Origin of the sequence: Orrella dioscoreae (assembly GCF_900089455.2) — a bacterium.
Classification (GTDB): domain Bacteria; phylum Pseudomonadota; class Gammaproteobacteria; order Burkholderiales; family Burkholderiaceae_B; genus Orrella; species Orrella dioscoreae.
Genome location: NZ_LT907988.1, coordinates 3,970,909 through 3,991,250 on the forward strand (window position 1 = coordinate 3,970,909; position 20,342 = coordinate 3,991,250).

The following is a 20,342-nucleotide window of genomic DNA, read 5'->3' on the forward strand; positions in this document are numbered from 1 at the left end:
AGGCCGTGCTGCTGGATCCGGCGCGCGCGCCGACCGTGCCGCCGGCGCCGAAACAGCCGTCCTGATTCCTCGCCTCAGGAATCGCCCGGCCGCCGCACAGCGGACGGCAGGCGGCCGCTGACGCGCACGAACGCCCGCCGCATCCCCTGCTCCGACGCGAACCCGCTGCGGCGCGCCACGTCCTTCAATCCCAGGGACGTGGATCCGAGCAGCGCCCCCGCGCACTCGACCCGGATGCGTTCCACGGCGGCCGCGGGCCGCTCTCCCGTGGCATCCACGAACTTGCGATAGAAGGAACGCAGCGACTGACCGCTGGCCTGGGCCATGTCCTGCGTGCGCCAGGCCAATCCCGGCCGCGCCGCGATGTCCGCCAGCAAGGTCGCGAAGGTGGCCACGCCGGCATTCTGCATGCGCAGCACATCGCTGTACTGGGACTGGCCGCCGGGGCGGCGCACGTGCACCACCAGCCGCCGCGCCACCTCGCCGGCGCAGGCAGCCCCGGCATCCTCGTCGATCAACGCCAAGGCCAGGTCTATGCCTGCGCTGACGCCGGCCGAGGTATAGACATTGTCGTCACGCAGGTAGATGGGCTCCGGGTTCACGCGCACCCGGGGGTGGCGCGCGGCCAGCGTCGCGGCGGCGCGCCAATGGGTGCACGCCTGGCGGCCATCCAGCAGGCCGGCGGCGGCCAACAGGAAGGCGCCCGTGCAGACCGAGCAGACACGCCGTGACGTGGCGGCCAGGGCCGCCACGGCCGCCACGTGCGCCGGGTCCGCGGCCGCGGCCTCGACGCCCGGGCCCCCGGGGACGATCAGCGTATCGATCTCGCCGTCCAGCGCCGCCAGCGGCTCGCTGAGGATATCCAGCGGGCCGGTACCGCGTATCGCCCCGCCCGGCAGGCTGGCGACGCGGATCCGGTACAGCGGCCCGCCCTCTTCCGCGGCCGTCGCGAAAGCCTGCAAGGGGCCGGCCAGGTCGATGGCCTGGAAACCGGGAAAGACCAGCAGCAGGACCAAGGGTGGCACGGAGTGAGCGCGGATTGGCACACGCGAGAGCATCGGCATTCCTATGATGGCGGAACTGGCGCTGCCATGGCTCGAGCGCTGAACGGCAAGCCGTCCTGACATGGGAGACACGCAATGCGCGTGAATTTTGCTTTGTTCGAAGAAGTCACGCAACTGGACCTGACCGGTCCGTTCGAGGTGCTGGCGCGCGCGCCAGGCTTCCAGTGCGAGCTGGTGGCCAAGACCCTTGCGCCCGTGCGCTCGGACCGTGGCCTGGGGCTGCTGCCCACGCGCACCCTGGCCGACGCCGGCCCCTGCGACGTGCTGGTGGTGCCCGGCGGCCCGGGCGCGGATGCCGCGCTGGGCGACCCTGAGTGGGTGGCCTTCGTGCGCGACCAGGCGGCCCAGGCGCGCTGGGTGTTCGGCATCTGCACGGGTTCGCTGCTGCTTGGCGCGGCAGGCGTGCTGCAAGGCAGGCGCGCGTCCAGCCACTGGATGGCCCGGGATCTGCTGGCCGCCTTCGGCGCCACGCCGATGCCGGACCGCATGACCCAGGACGGCAAGCTGTTCACCTCGGGCGGCGTGACGGCAGGCATCGACATGGCCCTGCTGCTGGTCGCCAGGGTGCTGGACAAGGCCGCTGCCGAGCAGATCCAGCTGCAGATCGAATACGACCCCGATCCGCCCTTTCCGGGCGGCACGCCCGCCACCTCGCGCGAGGAGATCGTGCAGCGCTGCGTGGCGGCGGGCAGCGCGCGGCGGGCGCTGCGGGAGGCGGCGGTGCAGGCCGCCGCCGCGCGGCTGGGAACATGACCGCCGCCTGCCCGCGGGCGGACACGAAAATTCGACGGGCGATCTGTTAAAAGACGCACATCCTTTTTCCAGCGCGTCTTCCATGACCAGCCCTCCCGGCCATCCGTCACCCTTCAAGAGCACCGGCGGCCTGCGCCGCATCGGCAACGCCCTGCGCTATTCGCTGCAAGGCCTGCAGGCCGCGTTGAAATACGAAGCCGCCTTTCGCCAGGAATTGGCGCTGGCGATGCTGATGATTCCGGCCGCCTTCTTCCTGGGCCGCAACGCCACCGAGGTGCTGCTGCTGATCCTGTGCGTGATCGTGGTGCTGGTGGTGGAATTGCTGAACTCCGCCATCGAGGCGCTGGCCGATGCGCTGTCGGTCGAACGCCACCCGCTGCTGGGCCGCGCCAAGGACCTGGGCAGCGCGGCCGTGATGCTGTCGCTGCTCTTCACCATCGCCACCTGGCTGATCGTGGCCGTCAGCCGTTATCTCGAATAAACGACACCCGCGGGGTGCAATGCCCCTGCTTGTTGCAGCTTGATTTGCCGCAAGGCGATGGACACGGCACACTTCAGGGTAATCCCTGAGAACCGACTGGACATCGCATGCGCACATCGACTTCCCCTGCCCCTCACCGTGTCGTCATCGTCGGCGGCGGCGCGGGCGGCCTGGAACTGGCGGCCCAGCTTGGCCGCCGCTTCGGCCCCCAAGCCATCACGCTCGTCGACGCGCGTCCCATGCACATCTGGAAGCCCTCGCTGCATGAAGCCGCGGCGGGCACGCTGGACATCCAGCAGGAAGGCCTGACCTATCTGGTGCTGGCGCAACTGAACCGCTTTTCCTTCGTGCTGGGCGGCCTGACCTCGGTGGACCGCGAGGCGCGCAAGATCACGGTGTCCGCCGTGGTGTCGCCCGACGGCGAGGAAGTCGTGCCCGAGCGCGTGATTGCCTATGACACGCTGGTCATGGCCGTGGGCAGCACCTCGAACTTCTTCGGCACCCAGGGCGCGGAAGCCCACGCGGTGACGCTGGACACGGTGGAGCAGGCCGAGCGCTTCCGCCTGCTGATGCTCAAGGCCATGTACCAGTTGAACGAGCGCCGCGACCGCGACGAGCAGGCCAAGCTGAACCTGGTGATCGTGGGCGCGGGCGCGACCGGCGTGGAACTGGCCGTGGAGTTGTACGAGGCCGGCCATGTGGTCAGCGCCTACGGCCTGCGCAACTTCAAGCCCTCGCGCGACATGGTGATCACGATCATCGAAGGCGGCCCGCGCATCCTGGGCGCGCTGCCCGAGAAGATTTCCGAAGCCGCCTACAACCGCCTGTCGCAGGTGGGCGTGCGCGTCGAGACGAACTGCCGCGTGGCCGAGGTGCGCCCCGGCAGCGTGCTGACCGGCGACGGCCGCGAGTTCCCGGCTGACCTGTGCATGTGGGCCGCGGGCATCAAGGGCCAGCCGGTCCTGGACGCGCTGGACCTGCCGCAGAACCGCATCGGCCAACTGGAAGTGGATGCGCGCCTGCACACCAGCGACCCGCACATCCTGGCCCTGGGCGATTGCGCCTCGGCCCCGTGGCGCGATGGCCGCAGCGTGCCCGCGCGCGCGCAGGCCGCGCACCAGCAGGCCGACTACCTGGGCAAGCTGCTGGGCGCGCGCATACGCGGCCAGGCCGAGCCGCAGACGGGCTATGTCTATGAAGACCACGGCTCGCTGGTGTCGCTGGGCCAGGACGCCGGCGTGGGCAGCCTGATGGGCAAGCTCACGGGCAGGGGCCTGTTCGTAAGCGGTACACTGGCACGCCTGATGTACATGAGCCTGCACCTGATGCACCACAAGGCCATCCTTGGCATCGGCCGCACCGCCACGCTGGCGCTGGCGCGCCTGCTCATGAAGCGCACGCAGTCGCGCGTGAAGCTGCACTGACGCGAAGACGCCGGGGCCGCGCCCCTTCCGACCACACGACACGCAGGAAACCGCAGTGACCTTTACCCGCAAACTGGACCAGGCCTGGGCCGACTCGAACTCGCTGCTGATGGTGGGACTGGACCCCGATCCGCAACGCTTCCCGGCGGAACTCACGGACCGTCCGGATGCGATCCTGCAATTCTGCAGTGCCATCGTCGACGCGACCGCCCCCTATGTCTGTGGCTTCAAGCCGCAGATCGCGTATTTCGCCTCGCGCCGCGCGGAAGACCAGCTGGAAGCGCTGTGCGCCTACATCCGCGAGCACCACCCGACGCTGCCCATCGTGCTGGACGCCAAGCGCGGCGACATCGGCTCCACCGCCGAGAACTACGCCCGCGAAGCCTTCGAGCGCTTCGATGCGGACGCCGTCACCGTCAGCCCCTACATGGGTTTCGACTCCATCGAGCCCTACCTGGCCTGGCGCGACCGCGGCGTGATCATCCTGTGCCGCACGTCCAACCCCGGCGGCTCGGACCTGCAATTCCTGACGACAGACAACGGCGACCCGCTGTACCTGCGCGTGGCGGAACTGGTGGGCACGAAGTGGAACACCAACGGCCAGTGCGGCCTGGTGGTGGGCGCGACCTTCCCCAAGGAACTGGCTGCCGTGCGCCAGCGCGTGGGCGACAGCGTGCCCCTGCTGGTGCCCGGCATCGGCGCGCAGGGCGGCGACATCCCCGCCACGGTGCAGGCGGGCGGCAATGCCGCCGGCACGGGCATGATGATCAACTCGTCCCGTGCCATTCTTTATGCAAGCGGCGGCGATGACTGGCGCGAGGCCGCGGGCCGCGCGGCCAAGGCCACGCGCGACGCGATCAACGCGGTGCGCTAGGCGCAAAAGCCTGCCCGCGATCTTGCGGGCAGGATAGGCAGCGTCAGCGTTGCGCCAGCGCCGCCAGTTCAGCGTCGCTCATGCCCAGGGCCTGGTCGACGAGGGCACACGTCACCGCCACGGCTTGCCGCAGCTCGCCCTCCTCGATGATGCCCGGCACATCGCCCGCGGACAGGATGCGGTTCACCCGTGAATCGGGTTTGCCAAAACCGGCCACCAGCCGCAGGGCCGGAATCCCCTGGCGCGCAAAATTGGCGTGGTCTGAATTCGGCATCAAGGGCAACCAGGTGCCCACCGAAACGCCGACGCTGGCCGCAGCCCTGTCGACCACCGGCGCCAAGGCGGGAAACTCGCTGATCAGCGCGGTCAGCGACATGTCGCCCGCCACGGTATCCAGATTGACATCGAACTTGATGCGCGCCCGCTCCACGGGATCCATGTCGGCGAGATAGCGCGCCGACCCCGTCAGCGCCCACTCCTCGGCGCAGAAAAAGCAGAGGCGCAAGCTGGGCGTGCCGGGCCCCACGCGCTGGGCGAGCGCGCGCGCCGCCGCGAGTGCCGTCGCGACACCCGTGGCATTGTCGAGCGCGCTGACACCAAGATCGTGCCCGTCCATGTGCGCGCTGATCACAATGATGCCATCACGCCCTCCCGGGAACTCGGCGACCCCCACCGCTGCCTGGGCATCCGGCAACTCTTCTCCCTGCAGAAGCAGGCGCACACGCGTCGCGCCCTGGGCGCAGGCAGCGGCCAATTGCCGGGCGCTTTCAAAGTCCGTGTAGGCGGCCGGGATGCCTGCGGCCCCGCGAGCGCGGCCGGACGACCCCGACAGCACGCCCTGCAATGGCACGTTGTTGGCGATGAGAAAGCCCGCTGCGCCGGCCTGCACCGCCATGTCATATTTCCGGCGGCGATGCACGTGATCGCCGGTGAAGGGAAACTCATGGCGTACCAGCACGATCTTGCCGCGCACCGCAACGCCCAGGCGGGCGAAGTCCTCGGGCCTGCCTCGCCCCACGTCCACGACATCGGCCTCGAGCCCGGACGCTGGCGTGTTTGCCGAGCGCAAGAGCGCTCGCACCGGCAAGTGCTTGCCATCCAGCGTCAGCTCGGCCCGCAGGCAACGCCAGCCGTCGTAAGGCACCTGCAACTGCCGCAACCGTGGCGCGATCGGCCGCAGGCGCGACAGGGCCCAGTCCATGGCAGCGGCGTCCTGGCCGCTGCCGGACATGCGGCCACCAAATCCACACAGGGTCTCGAAGTCGTTCATCAAGGCCGCATCGGCGGCGGCCGTTTCTAACCAGGTCTGCAAAATCTTGTCTCTCCGGAAGGGTGGCGGCTTGGTCGTGCCGCTGTTCTCATTCAAACGTGATGTTCGCGCGCTGGATCACTTCCTGCCAGCGTGCAAGGTCCTCGCTGACCAGGCGCTGCAAGGCGCTGCCGCTGGTGTCCGCCGACGCGCTCACGCCCACGCTCTCCAGGCGTTGGCGCACCGGCACGGCCTGCATCACGTTCTTCATGGCGGCCTCGAGGCGAGCCCGCACATCCGCCGGCACGCCAGCAGGCGCCAGCAAGCCCCACCAGTTCTGTACCGTCATGTTGGGAACATCCAGCTCCTTGAAGGTCGGCACTCTGGGCGTTTCCTTCATGCGTTCGGGAGAAGAGACCGCGATGGGCATGATCTTGCCGGCCTGGAACAACGCGGCGGCAGTCGGCATGGTGGTGAAGCTGTACTCGATCTGGCCGCCCGCCAGGTCATTGACCGATGCGGACGCGCCCTTGTAGGGGATGTGCACCAGCTTTGTGCCGGTATTCAGCATGAACAGTTCGGCCATCAGGTGCGTCAGCGACCCATTCCCCCCCGAACCCACCGAGATGACGGAGGGTTTCGCCTTGGCGGCAGCCACCAGTTCCGCCACCGTCCTGGCCTCGAACTGCGGATTGACGAACAGGTACATGGGCGACACGCCGATCAGCGAGATCGGCGCGAAGTCCTTGCGCGCATCGTATTTCACGCGCCCGCTGTAGAGTGCCGGCACGATCGTGAACGGCACATCGGCCAGCAGCAGGGTGTAGCCATCCGCGGCCTCGTTGGCGACGTAGGCAGTGCCGATCATGGAGCCCGCGCCCGCGCGGTTCTCCACCACCACGGCCTGCCCCAGTTCCCTGGCCAACTGCTCGCTGATGCCGCGCGCCAACACGTCGGAACTGCCTCCGGCAGCGTAGGGCACGACAATGCGCACGGGCTTCTCTGGATAAGCGGCGTGGGCGGGCGCGATGGCCAGCATCAGGGGGAAAACCGCCGACAGCAGGCGCGTGAAAAACTGGGTGTTGGGCTTGTGCATGATCGGGAGCACTCGATTCGTAACAGGGTGCATCCATTGTGGCCACGCGCTTCGCGAGCCGCAAAGGATGTATCCGCATACGATATTCCAGCGTGGAATCCCTGAACCTGAACGTATCGCCCGTCACGACGCTCCGCCGCTGCCTCGGGCTCACTGAGCCAGATAGGCGCGCACGTCGTCGTTGAAAGCCACGCCACGTGCGGTGATCCACTCGCAGAACGCATCCACGTAGACGCCGCCGACGTTGGGTCGGGGCTGCATGAGGTAATACCCATACCGGCCTTCCACGACCTCGCCCAGCGGACGCACCAACGCGCCGCGGCGCAAGGCGTCCAACACCATGCACACCGGCACGACGGCCAGGCCGAGTCCATTGAGCACCGCCGGCAGCAGCATCGAGAAGCCCTCATACCCGGGTGCGGTGGCTGCGGGGCCAGGCCATAGCGGTGCCACCTGCCCACGCCACTCATCCCAGCTGTAGCCGCGCTGGGCACGCTTGAGCAACGGGGCATCGTCAAGATCCTCGACCCGCCTGACAGGATGCCGCGCGAGGAGGCGCGGCGCGGCGACCAGGGTCATCTCCCTGCCGCACAGATAATGCGCGGACATGCCGGTCACATGACCCGTGTGCAGTTGCAGCTCGGCATCGAAGCGCTCGCCCGGATCCCTGCCTTGCAGCAGGCGTGGCCGGACATTCACCTGCACGCCCGGATGCGAGTCGATGAACTCAGGCAACCCGGGAATCAGGCAGAACTGCGCGAAGGAAGGCGACACCGCGATATTGAGCGCGACGCGCTTGCCGGGATCCGTGACCAACGCGTCGGCTTCGTCAAGCAGGCGCAAGGCCGCACTGATACGCTCGTGATACACCGCACCGGCATGCGTCAGCCTGAGACCATTGGGAAGGCGCTTGAACAACGCCACGCCGAGACGCGCCTCGAGTGCACCGATGTGCTTGCTGACCGCGCTCTGCGTCAGGTGCAGCGCCTCGGCACTGCGGCTGAAATTGAGCGTGCGCGCTGCGACAAGAAAAATGCGCAGCGTCACCAGAGAGTTACGGGACCCCTTCATGGCGAGCGTGCGTGCATCGCGGAAACCGCTGCCGGCATCGCCGCGATCAGCCCTGCTTGCAGAACGCCGTCAGCGCACGCAACGCATACCCCACCGACGCCGCGCGCACCGCGGCGCGGTCGCCCTCGAAGTGTTCGGTGGTGGCGGCCACGATGACGACGCCGTCGTCGCTGCGGCGCGCGAAGCCGAAGCAGACCGTGCCCACCGGCTTGCCGGGCACGGCGCCATCGGGCCCGGCGATGCCGGTGATGGACACGGCCGCGCGCGCGGGCTGGGCCGCGGCCAGCACGCCCGCCGCCATTTCGCAGGCCACCTGTTCGCTGACCGCGCCATGTTCCTGCAGCGATTGCGGCGCCACGCCCAGCAACTCCTGCTTGGCGTCATTGCTGTAGGTGACGAAACCCCGATCGAACCATGCGCTGGACCCGGCCTGCGCCGTCAAGGCGGCAGCCAGCAGGCCGCCCGTGCAGGACTCGGCCACGGCCACTTTCCAGTCGCCGCGCCTGCCCAGCACATCGAACAGCGCCTTGACGTCGGGGTTGTGGCCTGCGCCGGCCGGATCATTCGCCTGATTCATACCGCAACCTTCATGCAATCACTCCCAAACGCACGCCGATGGCCATGACCATCAACGCGTAGCCCGCCGCCAGCAGGTCATCCAGCATGACGCCGAAGCCATTCTTGAATCGCGCGTCCAGCTCGCGGATGGGCGAGGGCTTGATGATGTCGAACACGCGGAAGAGCGCGAACGCCGCGGCCTGTGCCGTCAGCGTGGCCGGCGACAGCCACAGCACCAGCCAGAAGGCCACCATCTCGTCCCAGACCATGCCGCCGTGGTCCGATACGCCCAGCTCGCGGCCCACGCGGTGGCTCGCCCAGCAACCATAGCCGAAGGCCAGCGCCAGGAACAAGCCGATGGCCCAGTCGGGCGCGGCCTTCGCTCCCGCCCACCACAGCAGCCAGGCCAGCAGCGTGCCCCAGGTGCCGGGTCCGGGCCGCACGAGGCCGCTGCCCATGCCGAACATGAGGAATCGGCCCGGGTCCTTGCAGATCCAGGAGAGCGTGGGCGTGACACGCGTCACGGAGGGAGCAGTCATGAGGAGGTTTCGCGGAAGTGATCGAAGCCGCCGGCCATGCCGGCGAGCAAGGTGCCATCGGGCAGATGCACGCGTGCGCCGGGTTCGGCGGCGATGCGGCCGATGCGGGTGACGGGCGCCCCTGCCTGCGCGGCGGCGCGCTCGACGGCAGCGCGGTCCGCCTGCGCGGCGGTGAAGCACAGTTGGTAGACGTCGCCCCCCGCCAGCAAGGCCTCGCGCACGCAGGCCTCGGGCAGGCCTGCCAGCGCCGGATCGGCGGGCAGGCTGGCGTAGTCGAGGTCCGCGCCACAGCGGCTGGCGGCCAGGATGTGGCCGAGATCCTGCAGCAGTCCGTCGGAGAGGTCGATGGCGGCATGCGCCAGGCCGGCCAGGGCCAGGCCCAGCGCCACCTGCGGCTCGGGCCGCTCCAGCGCGCCACGGCAGCGAGACAGGCGATCCGGCTCGGCCGGCAGCCGGCCCTGCATGAGGCGCAGGGCAATGTCGGCGGCGCCCAGCCTGCCGGACACCCAGATGTCGTCGCCGGCCCGCGCGCCGCCACGGCGCAAGGCTCGCTCGGGCGCCACGACGCCGAAAACGGTCACGCTGACGGTCAGGCACTCGCCGCGGGTGGTGTCGCCGCCCACCAGGGGGCAGCCCCAGCGGTCGGCCAAGGCATAGAAGCCGTCGGCGAACGCCGCCACCCAGGCCTCGTCCACGCGCGGCAGGGCCAGGCCCAGCACGCAGGACACGGGCTCGGCGCCCATGGCGGCCAGGTCTGAGAGGTTGACGGCCAAGGACTTGTGGCCAAGCGCGGCGGGATCGACGTCGGGGAAGAAATGCGTGCCGGCCAGCAGCAGGTCGATGCTGGTGGCCAGTTGGCGTCCAGGCGGCACGGGGAAGAGCGCGCAGTCATCGCCCCCGCCCAGCATGCCTGCCGGCACGGGACGCGAAAAATATCGGGAGATGAGGGCGAACTCTGAACTCACCGGTCAGCCGCCAGGGAAAGAGGAGAAAGCCAAGGCGGCACGGTCATGCCGCCTTGGCAGGCGCTCAGGCGCGCCGTTTGTTGGCGACGGCGCGCACTTCCGCCGCGCGCACTTCCGCCGCCAGCTTGTCCAGCACGCCGTTGACGAACTTGAAGCCGTCGGTGCCGCCGAAGGACTTGGCCAGCTCCACCGCCTCGTTGATGGCGACCTTGTAGGGCACCTCGACGTGGTGGACGAGTTCATAGCTGCCGATCAGCAGGATGCCGTGCTCGACCGGCGACAACTCGGCCAGCGGCCGGTCGACGAAGGGCGAGAAGCGCTCGCGCAGCGCCGGCGCGTCGTTCAGCACGCCATAAAGCAGCGTCTTGAACCAGGCGGAGTCGGCCTCGGCAAAATCTTCCGAGTCACGGATGTGGGCATCGATCTCGCCCGCATCCTGCGTGCCTTCGCCACCGCGCAGCAGCCAGGCGTAGACGCCCTGCAGCGCGAACTCACGGGCGCGGCGGCGAGCGCTGCGCCCGGTGGCGCCTTCACTCGCGTTCGTTTTCGTCGTCGTCGTCAAAATCTTCGTCCTCGTCGTCTTCGTCGTCTTCGGTCTCGGGCTCGAGAGCCGCCATCAGGTTGGCCATTTCAATGGCGACCTGGGCGCAATCGCGGCCCTTGCCGGCGGCGCGTTCCTGCGCCTGCTCGTCGGTATCGGTGGTCAGCACGCCGTTGGCAATGGGAATGCCGGTTTCCAGCGCCACGCGCGAGATCAGCGCGGCGCTTTCGTTGCTGACCACTTCAAAGTGGTAGGTTTCGCCGCGCACGACCGCGCCCAGCGCGATCAGGGCGTCGAACTCGCGGGTGTCGGCCATCTGCGCCAGGGCCAGGCCCAGCTCCAGGGCGCCGGGCACGCTCACGACCATCACGTCGCGTTCGTCCACGCCCAGGGCAGCCAGTTCCTGCAGGCAGGCGTCCAGCTCGGCCATGCCGAGGTCTTCGTTGAAGCGGGCGCGCACGATGCCGATGTGCAGGCCTTCGCCGTTGGTATCCGGGTCGATGGTGTAGGGATTCATGTTGCGCTGCCTTGCGGGGTCGGGGGGGAGGGAGGGTCGCAATCGTAACCCGTAATTTCCAGGCCGAAGCCGGCCATGATACTGGGCATCTTGCGCGGCCGCGCCAGCAGGCGCATCTGGCCGACATTCAGGTCACGCAGGATCTGGGCGCCCACGCCGTAGGTGCGCAGATCGAGGCGGCCGCCATCGCGCTGCGGCGCGGCCGTGCCGGCCGGCTTGCCCCAGGCGGCGGCCTGCGAGAAGAAGAGATCGGCGCCCGAGGCGCAGTTCAGCAGCACCAGCACGCCCGCGGGCGAGGCCGCGACGGTCTGCAGTGCGCGCTGCACGGTCCAGCTGTGCTGGCCGGTGGAGGTGTCCAGCACGTCCAGCACCGAGGTGGGCTCGTGCACGCGCACCAGCGTTTCCTGGTCAGGGGACACCGTGCCGTGCACCAGCGCCAGGTGCGGCGCGCCCGCGGCCGTGTCGCGGTAGGCGATGGCCTGGAACTCACCCCAGGGGGTGGACAGGGTGTGGGTGGCGACGCGCTCGACCACGGATTCGTGCTCGCTGCGGTATTGGATGAGGTCGGCGATGGTGCCGATCTTCAGGCCGTGCTGCACGGCGAATTCGACCAGGTCCGGCAGGCGGGCCATGGTGCCGTCCGGCTTCAGGATCTCGCAGATGACGGCGGCGGGCGTCAGGCCCGCCATGGCGGTCAGGTCGCAGCCGGCCTCGGTGTGGCCCGCGCGCACCAGCACGCCGCCGCGCACGGCCTGCACCGGGAAGATGTGGCCGGGCTGGACCAGGTCTTCGGGGCGGGCATTGCGCGCCACGGCGGCCTGCACGGTGCGGGCGCGGTCAGCGGCGGAAATGCCGGTTTCCACGCCTTCGGCGGCCTCGATGGACACGGTGAAGTTGGTGCCGTAGCGCGTGCCGTTGCGGCTGGCCATGAGCGGCAGGTCCAGCTGGCGGCAGCGCTCTTCGGTCAGGGTCAGGCACACCAGGCCACGGCCATGCGTGACCATGAAGTTGATGGCCTCCGGCGTGACGAACTCGGCGGCCATGACGAGGTCGCCCTCGTTCTCGCGGTCTTCCTCATCCACCAGGATGACGATGCGCCCGGCGCGCAGCTCGGCGACGATTTCGCTGACGGGAGCAATGGGGGAGGTCTCGGCGGGAGACGTAGCGGACGGTGTAGCGGACATGGGAGACGCGGCAGGCTGCCGAACAGGGGGGCCAATCAGAGGCGAAGGCAGCTATTTTAGCGCTGCAACCTCCATTCCCTGTCAGATGACGGCGTTACACTTGTCCAGCCCCTGGATGCCGGGCTTTCCCGCCGCCCGGACTCCGCCTTTTTTGATAGGGACCGCCACGCCCATGTCCGATTTCCTGCCCCCTCCCCCGCCCGATCACCACGAGGTCGACCTGCTGGTCGTCGGCGGCGGCATCAACGGGGCCGGGATCGTGCGCGATGCGGCCGGCCGGGGCCTGAAGGTGCTGCTGTGCGAACGCGGCGACCTGGCCCAGGCCACCTCGTCGTCCAGCAGCAAGCTGGTGCACGGCGGCCTGCGCTACCTGGAGAACCGCGAGTTCCGGCTGGTGCGCGAAGCGCTGGCCGAGCGCGAGGTGCTGCTGACCAACGCCGCCCACATCGTCCACCCCATGCGCTTCGTCCTGCCCCACGACGCCACGCTGCGTCCGGCCTGGATGCTGCGCACGGGGCTGTTCCTGTATGACCACCTGGCCCGCCGTTCACCGCGGCTGCCGGGCGCGCGCCGGCTGGACCTGCGCGCAGACCCCATGGGACAGCCGCTGCGCGACGATCTGCGCACGGGTTTCGCCTATTCCGACTGCAGCGTGGATGACGCGCGGCTGGTGGTGCTGAACGCCATGGACGCGCAGGCGCGCGGCGCCGTGATCCTGACGCGCCATGAGTGCGTGGCCGCCCAGGCCCGCGATGGCGCCTGGCAGGCCCGCCTGCGCGGCCCCGAGGGCCAGGATGTCAGCGTGCGCGCCCGCATCCTGGTGAATGCCGCCGGCCCCTGGGTACAGGCGCTGCAGTCCCTCATTTCCACCCAGGCGGGCGCCCCGCCCGGCCCCAGCCGCCTGAAACTGGTGAAGGGCAGCCATTTCACGGTGCCCAAGCTGTATGACGGCGAACACGCCTACATCCTGCAGAACGACGACCGCCGCATCATCTTCGTGTTGCCCTATCAGGGCGAGTTCAGCCTGATCGGCACCACCGACGTCGCCTTCGAGGGCGACCCCGGCCAGGCGAAGATCAGCGACGAGGAAATCGCCTATCTGTGCCGCGCCGTGAACCGCTACTTCAAGCAGCAGATCGGCCCGGCGGACATCGCCTGGCGCTACGCCGGCGTGCGTCCGCTCTATGACGACCATCCCGACGACGCGCGGCTGTCGACCGTCACGCGCGACTACGTCTTCGACGTGGCGGGCGGCCAGGACGGCCAGCCCGTGCTGCTGTCCATCTACGGCGGCAAGATCACCACCTTCCGCCAACTGGCGCAGCACGCCATGGAGAAGCTGGCCCCCTACACCGGCAAGCCCGAGGCCTGGACCGCCAGCGCGCCCCTGCCCGGCTCGGACATGCCGGGCGCCGATCCGCAGGCCTACCTGCACGCGCTGCAGGAACGCTACCGCTGGCTGCCTGCCCCGCTGGCGCGGCGCTACGTCTACACCTACGGCACGCTGACCGAGCAGCTGCTGGCTGGCGCGCAAAGCATGGAAGACCTGGGCGAGGATTTCGGCGCCGGCCTGACGGAAGCCGAAGTGCGCTGGCTGACCCGGCACGAATGGGCGCGCACGGCCGAGGACATCCTGTGGCGCCGCACGCGGCTGGGGTTGCTGGCGCCGGCCGACGCCGCCGACAGGCTGGATGCCTGGCTGGCGCAGGCATCCACCGCCGACGCCTAGAACCGATAGGCCAGCCCGGCGCTCAGCGCCCGGCCGTTGCCCGGCAGGAAGATGGGCATGGCTGCCGTTGCCGTATTGCGGATGGCATAGCTGCTGGCGTAGGTCTTGTCCATCAGGTTGTCGGCCTGGAGATAGGCGCTCCAGTGCGCGTCATGCTCATACGCCACCTTGAAGCCCAGCAAGGCGTACGCCTTCTGCTGAGTGCCCGCCGCGTTGTCGTGGTTGGTTTCGGTGTCGCTCATCAGCCAGCGCACGTTCGGCCCCATGCGCCAGCCACCAACGCGATACAGCAGTTCGGCGCTCAACAGATGGCGGGGCACGCCGGCGATGCGCTTGCCGGAAAACTCGCCTTCGCGGAAGCGGAAGTCGCTCAAGGTATAGGCGACGCGATAGTCCAGCAGGCCGCCCGGCGCGGGCAGCGAGCCATCCAGCCCCGCCTCGAGCCCCTGGTGACGCGTCCGGCCCCGATAGTTGTAGGTGCCGGCCGGCGTCCCGTTTTCGGTGCTGACCGACATCAGCTCGTCATCGACCTCGCTGCGATACACCGCCACGCTCCAGCGCAGGTCGCGCCCTGCCATGCTCAGCAGGCCATCGCCGCCCAGTTCATAGGTGACGGCGCGCTGCATGTCCAGCTTGCTCATCGACGTACTGGCCGTGGCCGGGTTCATGGGCGCAGCCACGCCGCCATTGACGATCTCCCAGAACGTGGGCGCCTCGTGGCTGCGGCTGACGTTGGCAAACCAGCGCTGGCCGGCCGACGGTGCCCAGACGATACCGAGCTTGGGCGTGGCGTAGTTCCAGTCCTGGTCGAGCTTGGCGCCACTGCCGCGCTCCCTGGCGTCACGCACGGCCTGGCTGTACTTCACGCTGCTCACCAATGTCCATTGCGACGCGAAATGCCAGTCCAGGCCGATCATGGCGCTGCGATTCTCTGCCTGCAGATCGTAGTTGCCGAAGCGCTGCAGACGACGGCCATTGGCCGGGCTGATCGCAACCAGATCACGGTCCAGGTCGCTGTGCTGCCAGTCCAGACCCACCCTGTAGTCCACGGCGCCCGTCTTGCCCGCGAGCATCCATTGCAGGCCGTAGGTATCGCCATCGGTCAGCGTCGCGACCTGGGGATTGGTGAAATCATCCTTGAGCTGCTGCCAGTACACCCCCACGGTCTGGTTCAGCGTCTCATCCCCCCAGTAGCTGCGATTGGCCAGGCGGAACTGGGTGGTGTCGCGATGGGGGTCACGGTTGTAGATGTTGTTTGCCAGATCCTGGGGGGTGTTTCCATCGCCCAGCACGCTGCGAGGATCCTCCTCCATGCGCGCCTTGGGCAGGGGCTGGGGAATCTCGAACTTGAGGTCCGTATACGACAGGTAACTGCGATTCTCGAAGGCGCCGCGCCGGAACCCCAGGTTGCCCTGGAAACTGGTGCGTTCGGAAGCGGAATGGCGGCGGTAGCCATCGGACTTGTCGTAGCCCAGACTGACGCGGCCATCCATACGCTCGCCTTCGAAGCCCTTGGCCAGCGTGAGGGTCCGCGTGCCGAAGCTGCCCGTGCCCAATTTCACGAAATCCCCCTGGGTGCCGGTGAGCGACTGGAAATCCACTTCCCCGCCCAGCGTGCTGGCGCCCGGCGAGATCGCGTTCGCGCCACGGCGAACGCTGACCAGGCCGGCATTGCGCGGCTCCAGCAGGCTGATGACGAAGGAGCCGTCCGCCTCGGTGATGGGAAGGCCATCCTGCAGCAGCAGGATGCCCCGGCTCAGCGGGTTGCTCTGGATGCCCGAGCCCCGGACATTCAGGCGCGGCTGATCCAGCCCGCCGAAGAACTCCTGCACCACGACGCCAGGCTGGTAGTCCAGTGCGTCACGCAGCGTCACCAGCCGGACCTCCTGCTGGGGCTGGATCAGGTTGGTGGCGCCAGGCACGGCTTGCAGCGCCGAACGGGCTTGCGCCACGGAGGGTGCCAGCGCACCGGACGCCTGGCCGGACACCACCACGGGGGAGAGCATGGACGTCTCGCGAGTCTCCTGTGCAAAGGCGGCTGGAACTGCCAGGGCGAGAACGGTAAGACTGGATGCCAGTTGGCGAGGGAGGAAGGTCGTCATCGAAATGTTTCCACAAAGGCGCAGCACGGGTTGCCGCGGAATGACCAGGAGGAAATGTCATGGCTGTTGGCCAGCCGCGATCAGCAGCGCGCGCAAGCGTTCAGCGTTCGCCGCATCGTCCTGGTCGATGAGCGGAATCGGCGTCACGCGCCCCCGCTCCACCAGGACGCAGCGTTCGACCATGCCGAGCAGCTCCCGCGGATCGTGGCTGATGCAGATCAGCGCGCTGCCCTGCTTGCGCACGGCGTCCAGGCAGCAGGCTGCCAATTGCCGGCGCAAGGCGGGGTCCAGGGCGCTGAAGGGTTCGTCCAGCAGAAGCAGGTCCGGCGCCAGTGCCAGCGCACGCGCCAAGGCCACGCGTTGCGCCATGCCGCCCGACAGTTCGCCGGGCCAGGCTTGCGCAGCCGCATCCAGGCCCAGCAGCGCCAGCCAGCGGCCAGCGATCTCGCGTGCCTCGTGCGGCGAACGCCCCGCTGCGCGCAACGGCAGGATCACGTTGTCGAGCGCGCTGCGCCAGGGCAGCAGCCGAGGCTCCTGGAACATCAGCACCGGATGCCGGAAGGTGTTGCGCAGGCGGCCCGTGACAGGTTGCGCCAGGCCGGCGGCCAGCCTCAGCAAGGTGCTCTTGCCCGCGCCACTGGGGCCGATCACGCCCAGGCGCTCTCCGGGCTGCACGCGCAGTTGCACGTCCTGCAGCACGGTCTGGGCGCCGTAGCGCAAGGACAGCGATTGCATCTCAAGCATGGCTGGGCTCCATCCACCGCCCCACCCGGCGCTGCAAGGGCTGCAGGAAGACGAATTCCAGGAACGCCACGAAACCCAGGATCAACAGCACCCAGGCGAACAGCTCGGCCGTGTCGAAGGTGCTGCGTGCGTTGGCCAGCGCATAGCCCACGCCGTTTTCCGCGCCCAGCACTTCAGCCATGACCACCAGCCGCACGCCGCCACACGTGGCGATGAGCAGGGCGGCCAGCAAAGGCGCGCTCAAGGCTGGCAGGTAGAGATGACGCAGGCGCAGCCAGGGTCCGTAGCGGTAGACGTGCGTCATTTCCACCAGCTTGCGGTCCACATGCAGCATGCCCTTGACCGTATTGACGTACATGCCGGGCGCCATCATCAGCGTCGTCATGAACACCACCATGGACGAGCCCAAGCCGAACCAGAGCATCGCCAGCACGACCACCACGACGGGCGGCATCGCCATCAACAACCAGCGCAGGGGCTCGATCAAGCCCCGCAGGCGCGCACTGTGGCCCGCCAGGATGCCCAGCACGAAGCCGATGCAGGCCCCCGCGCACACGCCCACCGCGATGCGGCCCAGGCTTGCGCCGGCATTGGCCAGGAATTGCGGACTGCGCACCAGCGGGCCAATGGCGGATAGCGCTTCCCAGGGCGTCGCCATGAGCAGCGGCCCCAACTGGCGGGCCGTCACATGCCAGGCCAGCAGAAGCGCCAACAGGCCTGTCGCGCTCCAGACGCGCGATGTCCTGGCGGCAAAGGGCGCGAGTCCGTCGCGTGGCGGGATCGGGGGGGCGCTCATGCTGCGTAGAAATCCGCGGGAGGCAGGCCGCCGCCGATGGCTTGCGGAAACCGGCTGGCCAGCAGCCGGTACAAGGCCTCGATCTCGGGCCGGGCCGCCTGCGCGGCCCGGCAATCCAGTCGGGTGCCACGCACTGCCCTCTCGATGGCTGCCTGCGGCATCTGCGGCAGGTGCTCACGCACCAGCGCCGCGCAATCGGCGGGATGCTCGGCGCACCACTGCGCAGAGTGCGCATAGGCATCCGCCACGGCCCGCTGCAAGGCGGTGTCGGCGGCCACGCTGGGGGCAGCCATGACACCCGCCTGCGGCAGTGATGGCTGGGCCGGGAACGCCGAGCGCCATGCGGTTTCCAGGCTCTGGCCGCGGTACAGCCTGGGCACGCCGGCCTGGCCTTGCGACTGCTCGGCACGCCACAACAGCAGCGACGCCATGGGCTCCACCAGCAGCACCTGTTCGGCCTGGCCGTTCAACATCAATGCGATGGCATCCTGGCCGTCACGCGTGCGCCGCAGCCGCACTGGCGCCAGGCCACGCGCGGCATGCGTCTCCAGCAAGGTATCCAGCAGCACCGCAGGCAGGTCGCGCTGGAAAGGCACCAGCAGCTCACGGCCCGCCAGGTCCTCGAAGGACTGCACGGCCGGATCCGTACCGACCAGCCACAGGATGCCCCACACCGAGATGTTGACCAGCCGCACTGGCATTCCCCGGTTGTGCAGCAATGCCGGCAAGGTGCTGGGCGTCGCGCTGAAGTCCACATCGCCGTTCACCAGCAGCGTGCGCAGTTGGTCAGGGCTTTGCCAGAGACGGAAGCGCAAGCCTTCGACCATGCCTGAGAGCGCACCGGTGGCGGCCATGTGCATCAGCGGATAACTGACGACCGCGCCCGGCCCGGCCAGGGTCAATACGCGGTTGCGCGAGCCGACGGAGGCCCACGCCGTCTTCAGGCCTGGCAGCAAGACTGCACCGGCGGCTGCCGCACAAAGACGGCGGCGGGAAAATGAATTGGGATCCATCATCACAAATGAGAATTGTTATATTTACGAATTGTGAATGGTTCCTACCTTTTCCCGGAATGACAAATGTCAATCAGCCCAGCCCGGACGCCGCCGTGTCCCTGCTGGCCAGGCATCCCCTCCTGCGCGGCCTGCCGCGGGACATCGCCACGGACCTGATGCGCGATGCCCTGCCTTTGCATGCCGAGGCGGGGCAGATCCTGTTCGGAGAGGGTGAGGAGGCCCGCCATTACCTGTTGATCGAAACCGGCGAGGCGGAGGTCATGCGCTACGGCTACAACGGCGATGAGCGTGTCTTCCGCGTCTTCGAACCGGGACAACTGATGGCCGAGGCAGCCATGTTCATGCCACATGGGAGATATCCCATGCAGGCGCGGGCCCGCACGGACCTGCAGGGCTGGCGCCTGGACCGCCAGCACCTGCACCAGGCCTGCCGGCGCTGGCCGGATCTGGCATTGAAGCTGCTGGCCGGACTCAGCCAGGGGCTCTACGACCAGGTCAACAAGGTGGACTGGATGACATCCAGCTCGGCCCCCGAAAGGCTGGCCAATTACCTGATGGACCTGCAGAAGCGGCAGGGCGATATGCTGACGCTGCCGTTGAACCAGCGCCAGCTGGCTGCCCACCTGGGCATCCGGGCCGAGACACTGAGCCGGCTGCTGAACGACTGGCAATCGCAAGGCACGCTGCGCGGCAAGCGGCGTGAATGGATCCTGCTGGACCGGGACGTGCTGGCCAGGCTGGCGACGACCGCGCGCCGCCCATTCTGAGCGCACCATCCCGCGGAAATTGATAAATGTCATGGGAGCTTGCGGGCCGGCGCCGGGACAATGAAAGTCTCTCCGCCCTGGCGCCTGCCGACCATGCAACCCGACCACTCCGACGCCCCCTGCACCGAAGACGATGTCCGCGAACTGGTGCATCGCTTCTATGCGCACGTCCGTGAAGACGCCACGCTGGGACCGATCTTCGAGGCGCGCGTCACCGACTGGGATACGCACCTGAGCAGCCTGTGCGACTTCTGGTCGGCCCTGCTGCTGGGCACGCGCCGCTTCCAGGGCGCGCCGATACCCGCGCACGCACGCATTCCCGATCTTTCCTGGCCCCTGTTCCAGCGCTGGCTGGCCCTGTTCCATGAAGTCACGGCGACATTGGACCGCCCTGCCCTGCAGGCCCAGGCCGATGCCATGGCGCAGCGCATTGCAGCCAAGCTATGGCAGGTGTGGCAAGACCGTAACGTCCTGCCCAGCCTGCCCGACACCCTGCCGGACGGGCTGAAGGCCTATCGGGACAGTCCGGTGTTCACGCCCGACAACCTGCCCCCCGCGCTACAGGCCGCGCACAGCACCAAGGCTGGCACCTGGGGGGTGCTGACCGTGCACACCGGCATCCTGCGCTATACGCTGGATGATCCGCCCCACACGGCGGTGGTGCTCAGCGCGGGCCAACGCATCGTGATCCAGCCCCAGCAGCGCCACCATGTTGCCTTCGAGCTGCCCGGCAGTTTCCAGATCACGTTCTACCGGGAGGCTGAACCGGCCGCGGAATAGCCCCGCCAACGGGTCGAATTTGCTGCATCGCAAAAAACCTGCTCAGATAGTGCGGACGCCTGTGGCCTGCCACGGACGATTTGCTGCACTGA

General features: G+C 68.5%; 21 protein-coding genes. 7 read left to right on the forward strand and 14 right to left on the reverse strand.

Annotation, left to right across the window (positions count from 1 at the left end; genetic code table 11):
• Positions 1 to 74: 74 nt before the first annotated feature.
• Positions 75 to 1,025: a GlxA family transcriptional regulator gene (locus ODI_RS18370; RefSeq protein WP_231968091.1), complete on the reverse strand. Its 951-nt coding sequence runs from the start codon at positions 1,023 to 1,025 to the stop codon at positions 75 to 77.
• A 114-nt stretch (positions 1,026 to 1,139) separates the two neighbouring features.
• On the opposite strand from ODI_RS18370, the gene ODI_RS18375 reads away from it, so the two are divergent.
• The 4 genes from ODI_RS18375 to pyrF all read left to right on the forward strand — a co-directional run bounded on the left by ODI_RS18375 (position 1,140) and on the right by pyrF (position 4,596).
• The gene (locus tag ODI_RS18375; RefSeq protein ID WP_067749799.1) at positions 1,140 to 1,817 is read left to right on the forward strand and encodes a DJ-1/PfpI family protein; all 678 of its coding nucleotides are present in this window, start codon (positions 1,140 to 1,142) and stop codon (positions 1,815 to 1,817) included.
• A gap of 82 nt (positions 1,818 to 1,899) precedes the next feature.
• Positions 1,900 to 2,298, forward strand: coding sequence for a diacylglycerol kinase (locus tag ODI_RS18380; RefSeq protein WP_067749801.1), 399 nt, complete (start codon positions 1,900 to 1,902; stop codon positions 2,296 to 2,298).
• A 107-nt stretch (positions 2,299 to 2,405) separates the two neighbouring features.
• Positions 2,406 to 3,722, forward strand: a complete 1,317-nt coding sequence (locus ODI_RS18385) for an NAD(P)/FAD-dependent oxidoreductase (RefSeq protein ID WP_067749803.1) — start codon at positions 2,406 to 2,408, stop codon at positions 3,720 to 3,722.
• A gap of 55 nt (positions 3,723 to 3,777) precedes the next feature.
• The gene (pyrF, locus tag ODI_RS18390; RefSeq protein WP_067749805.1) at positions 3,778 to 4,596 is read left to right on the forward strand and encodes an orotidine-5'-phosphate decarboxylase; all 819 of its coding nucleotides are present in this window, start codon (positions 3,778 to 3,780) and stop codon (positions 4,594 to 4,596) included.
• Positions 4,597 to 4,639: 43 nt separating this feature from the next.
• Here the strand turns inward: pyrF and ODI_RS18395 are convergent, their stop codons facing one another.
• From ODI_RS18395 to ribBA, 9 genes are all read right to left on the reverse strand, one after another.
• Complete coding sequence (locus ODI_RS18395; RefSeq protein WP_067749807.1) at positions 4,640 to 5,908, reverse strand: M28 family peptidase; 1,269 nt, start codon at positions 5,906 to 5,908, stop codon at positions 4,640 to 4,642.
• Positions 5,909 to 5,954: 46 nt separating this feature from the next.
• Positions 5,955 to 6,941, reverse strand: a complete 987-nt coding sequence (locus ODI_RS18400; protein WP_157929787.1) for a Bug family tripartite tricarboxylate transporter substrate binding protein — start codon at positions 6,939 to 6,941, stop codon at positions 5,955 to 5,957.
• Positions 6,942 to 7,091: 150 nt separating this feature from the next.
• On the reverse strand, positions 7,092 to 7,988 hold the full coding sequence (locus ODI_RS18405) for a LysR family transcriptional regulator (RefSeq protein ID WP_067749811.1): 897 nt from the start codon (positions 7,986 to 7,988) through the stop codon (positions 7,092 to 7,094).
• 70 nt (positions 7,989 to 8,058) lie between these two features.
• Entirely contained in the window at positions 8,059 to 8,589 is a 531-nt protein-coding gene (locus ODI_RS18410) for a nicotinamide-nucleotide amidohydrolase family protein (RefSeq protein ID WP_082985143.1), read from the reverse strand.
• 10 nt (positions 8,590 to 8,599) lie between these two features.
• The gene (locus ODI_RS18415) at positions 8,600 to 9,109 is read right to left on the reverse strand and encodes a phosphatidylglycerophosphatase A family protein (protein ID WP_067749813.1); all 510 of its coding nucleotides are present in this window, start codon (positions 9,107 to 9,109) and stop codon (positions 8,600 to 8,602) included.
• A complete protein-coding gene (thiL, locus tag ODI_RS18420) occupies positions 9,106 to 10,074 on the reverse strand; it encodes a thiamine-phosphate kinase (RefSeq protein WP_067749815.1) in 969 nt (322 codons plus the stop codon). The genes ODI_RS18415 and thiL overlap by 4 nt, the downstream gene beginning before the upstream one ends.
• A 64-nt stretch (positions 10,075 to 10,138) precedes the next feature.
• On the reverse strand, positions 10,139 to 10,636 hold the full coding sequence (gene nusB, locus ODI_RS18425; RefSeq protein WP_067749817.1) for a transcription antitermination factor NusB: 498 nt from the start codon (positions 10,634 to 10,636) through the stop codon (positions 10,139 to 10,141).
• Positions 10,605 to 11,132, reverse strand: a complete 528-nt coding sequence (gene ribH / locus ODI_RS18430) for a 6,7-dimethyl-8-ribityllumazine synthase (RefSeq protein WP_067749819.1) — start codon at positions 11,130 to 11,132, stop codon at positions 10,605 to 10,607. Before ribH ends, nusB begins: the two co-directional genes overlap by 32 nt.
• Positions 11,129 to 12,316, reverse strand: coding sequence for a bifunctional 3,4-dihydroxy-2-butanone-4-phosphate synthase/GTP cyclohydrolase II (gene ribBA / locus ODI_RS18435; RefSeq protein ID WP_067749821.1), 1,188 nt, complete (start codon positions 12,314 to 12,316; stop codon positions 11,129 to 11,131). The genes ribH and ribBA overlap by 4 nt, the downstream gene beginning before the upstream one ends.
• Positions 12,317 to 12,488: 172 nt before the next feature.
• Here ribBA and glpD point away from each other — a divergent pair, with 172 nt between their 5' ends.
• Positions 12,489 to 14,045 (forward strand): glycerol-3-phosphate dehydrogenase, encoded by a 1,557-nt coding sequence (glpD, locus tag ODI_RS18440; protein ID WP_067749823.1) that lies wholly within the window; start codon positions 12,489 to 12,491, stop codon positions 14,043 to 14,045.
• On the opposite strand, the gene ODI_RS18445 is transcribed toward glpD, so the two are convergent.
• The 4 genes from ODI_RS18445 to ODI_RS18460 form a co-directional block, all read right to left on the reverse strand.
• The gene (locus ODI_RS18445; RefSeq protein ID WP_231968092.1) at positions 14,042 to 16,051 is read right to left on the reverse strand and encodes a TonB-dependent receptor family protein; all 2,010 of its coding nucleotides are present in this window, start codon (positions 16,049 to 16,051) and stop codon (positions 14,042 to 14,044) included. The two genes, glpD and ODI_RS18445, sit on opposite strands and share 4 nt — an antisense overlap.
• Before the next feature lie 153 nt (positions 16,052 to 16,204).
• Positions 16,205 to 16,891: an ATP-binding cassette domain-containing protein gene (locus tag ODI_RS18450; protein ID WP_067749827.1), complete on the reverse strand. Its 687-nt coding sequence runs from the start codon at positions 16,889 to 16,891 to the stop codon at positions 16,205 to 16,207.
• A complete protein-coding gene (locus ODI_RS18455) occupies positions 16,884 to 17,687 on the reverse strand; it encodes an ABC transporter permease (protein WP_067749832.1) in 804 nt (267 codons plus the stop codon). The genes ODI_RS18450 and ODI_RS18455 overlap by 8 nt, the downstream gene beginning before the upstream one ends.
• On the reverse strand, positions 17,684 to 18,643 hold the full coding sequence (locus ODI_RS18460) for an ABC transporter substrate-binding protein (protein WP_231968093.1): 960 nt from the start codon (positions 18,641 to 18,643) through the stop codon (positions 17,684 to 17,686). The genes ODI_RS18455 and ODI_RS18460 overlap by 4 nt, the downstream gene beginning before the upstream one ends.
• Before the next feature lie 116 nt (positions 18,644 to 18,759).
• Between ODI_RS18460 and ODI_RS18465 the strand changes: the two genes are divergently transcribed.
• On the forward strand, positions 18,760 to 19,470 hold the full coding sequence (locus ODI_RS18465; RefSeq protein WP_067749833.1) for a Crp/Fnr family transcriptional regulator: 711 nt from the start codon (positions 18,760 to 18,762) through the stop codon (positions 19,468 to 19,470).
• A 60-nt stretch (positions 19,471 to 19,530) separates the two neighbouring features.
• A complete protein-coding gene (locus ODI_RS18470; protein WP_082985144.1) occupies positions 19,531 to 20,250 on the forward strand; it encodes a DUF1971 domain-containing protein in 720 nt (239 codons plus the stop codon).
• Positions 20,251 to 20,342: the final 92 nt, after the last annotated feature.

Coding starts and splice junctions, on each gene's coding strand:
- ODI_RS18375 (WP_067749799.1), top strand. CDS start 1,140: ATGCGCGTGAATTTTGCTTTGTTCGAAGAAGTCACGCAACTGGACCTG.
- ODI_RS18380 (WP_067749801.1), top strand. CDS start 1,900: ATGACCAGCCCTCCCGGCCATCCGTCACCCTTCAAGAGCACCGGCGGC.
- ODI_RS18385 (WP_067749803.1), top strand. CDS start 2,406: ATGCGCACATCGACTTCCCCTGCCCCTCACCGTGTCGTCATCGTCGGC.
- ODI_RS18400 (WP_157929787.1), bottom strand. CDS start 6,941: ATGCACAAGCCCAACACCCAGTTTTTCACGCGCCTGCTGTCGGCGGTT.
- ODI_RS18410 (WP_082985143.1), bottom strand. CDS start 8,589: ATGAATCAGGCGAATGATCCGGCCGGCGCAGGCCACAACCCCGACGTC.
- ODI_RS18415 (WP_067749813.1), bottom strand. CDS start 9,109: ATGACTGCTCCCTCCGTGACGCGTGTCACGCCCACGCTCTCCTGGATC.
- ribH (WP_067749819.1), bottom strand. CDS start 11,132: ATGAATCCCTACACCATCGACCCGGATACCAACGGCGAAGGCCTGCAC.
- ribBA (WP_067749821.1), bottom strand. CDS start 12,316: ATGTCCGCTACACCGTCCGCTACGTCTCCCGCCGAGACCTCCCCCATT.
- glpD (WP_067749823.1), top strand. CDS start 12,489: ATGTCCGATTTCCTGCCCCCTCCCCCGCCCGATCACCACGAGGTCGAC.
- ODI_RS18445 (WP_231968092.1), bottom strand. CDS start 16,051: ATGCTCTCCCCCGTGGTGGTGTCCGGCCAGGCGTCCGGTGCGCTGGCA.
- ODI_RS18450 (WP_067749827.1), bottom strand. CDS start 16,891: ATGCTTGAGATGCAATCGCTGTCCTTGCGCTACGGCGCCCAGACCGTG.
- ODI_RS18455 (WP_067749832.1), bottom strand. CDS start 17,687: ATGAGCGCCCCCCCGATCCCGCCACGCGACGGACTCGCGCCCTTTGCC.
- ODI_RS18465 (WP_067749833.1), top strand. CDS start 18,760: ATGACAAATGTCAATCAGCCCAGCCCGGACGCCGCCGTGTCCCTGCTG.
- ODI_RS18470 (WP_082985144.1), top strand. CDS start 19,531: ATGAAAGTCTCTCCGCCCTGGCGCCTGCCGACCATGCAACCCGACCAC.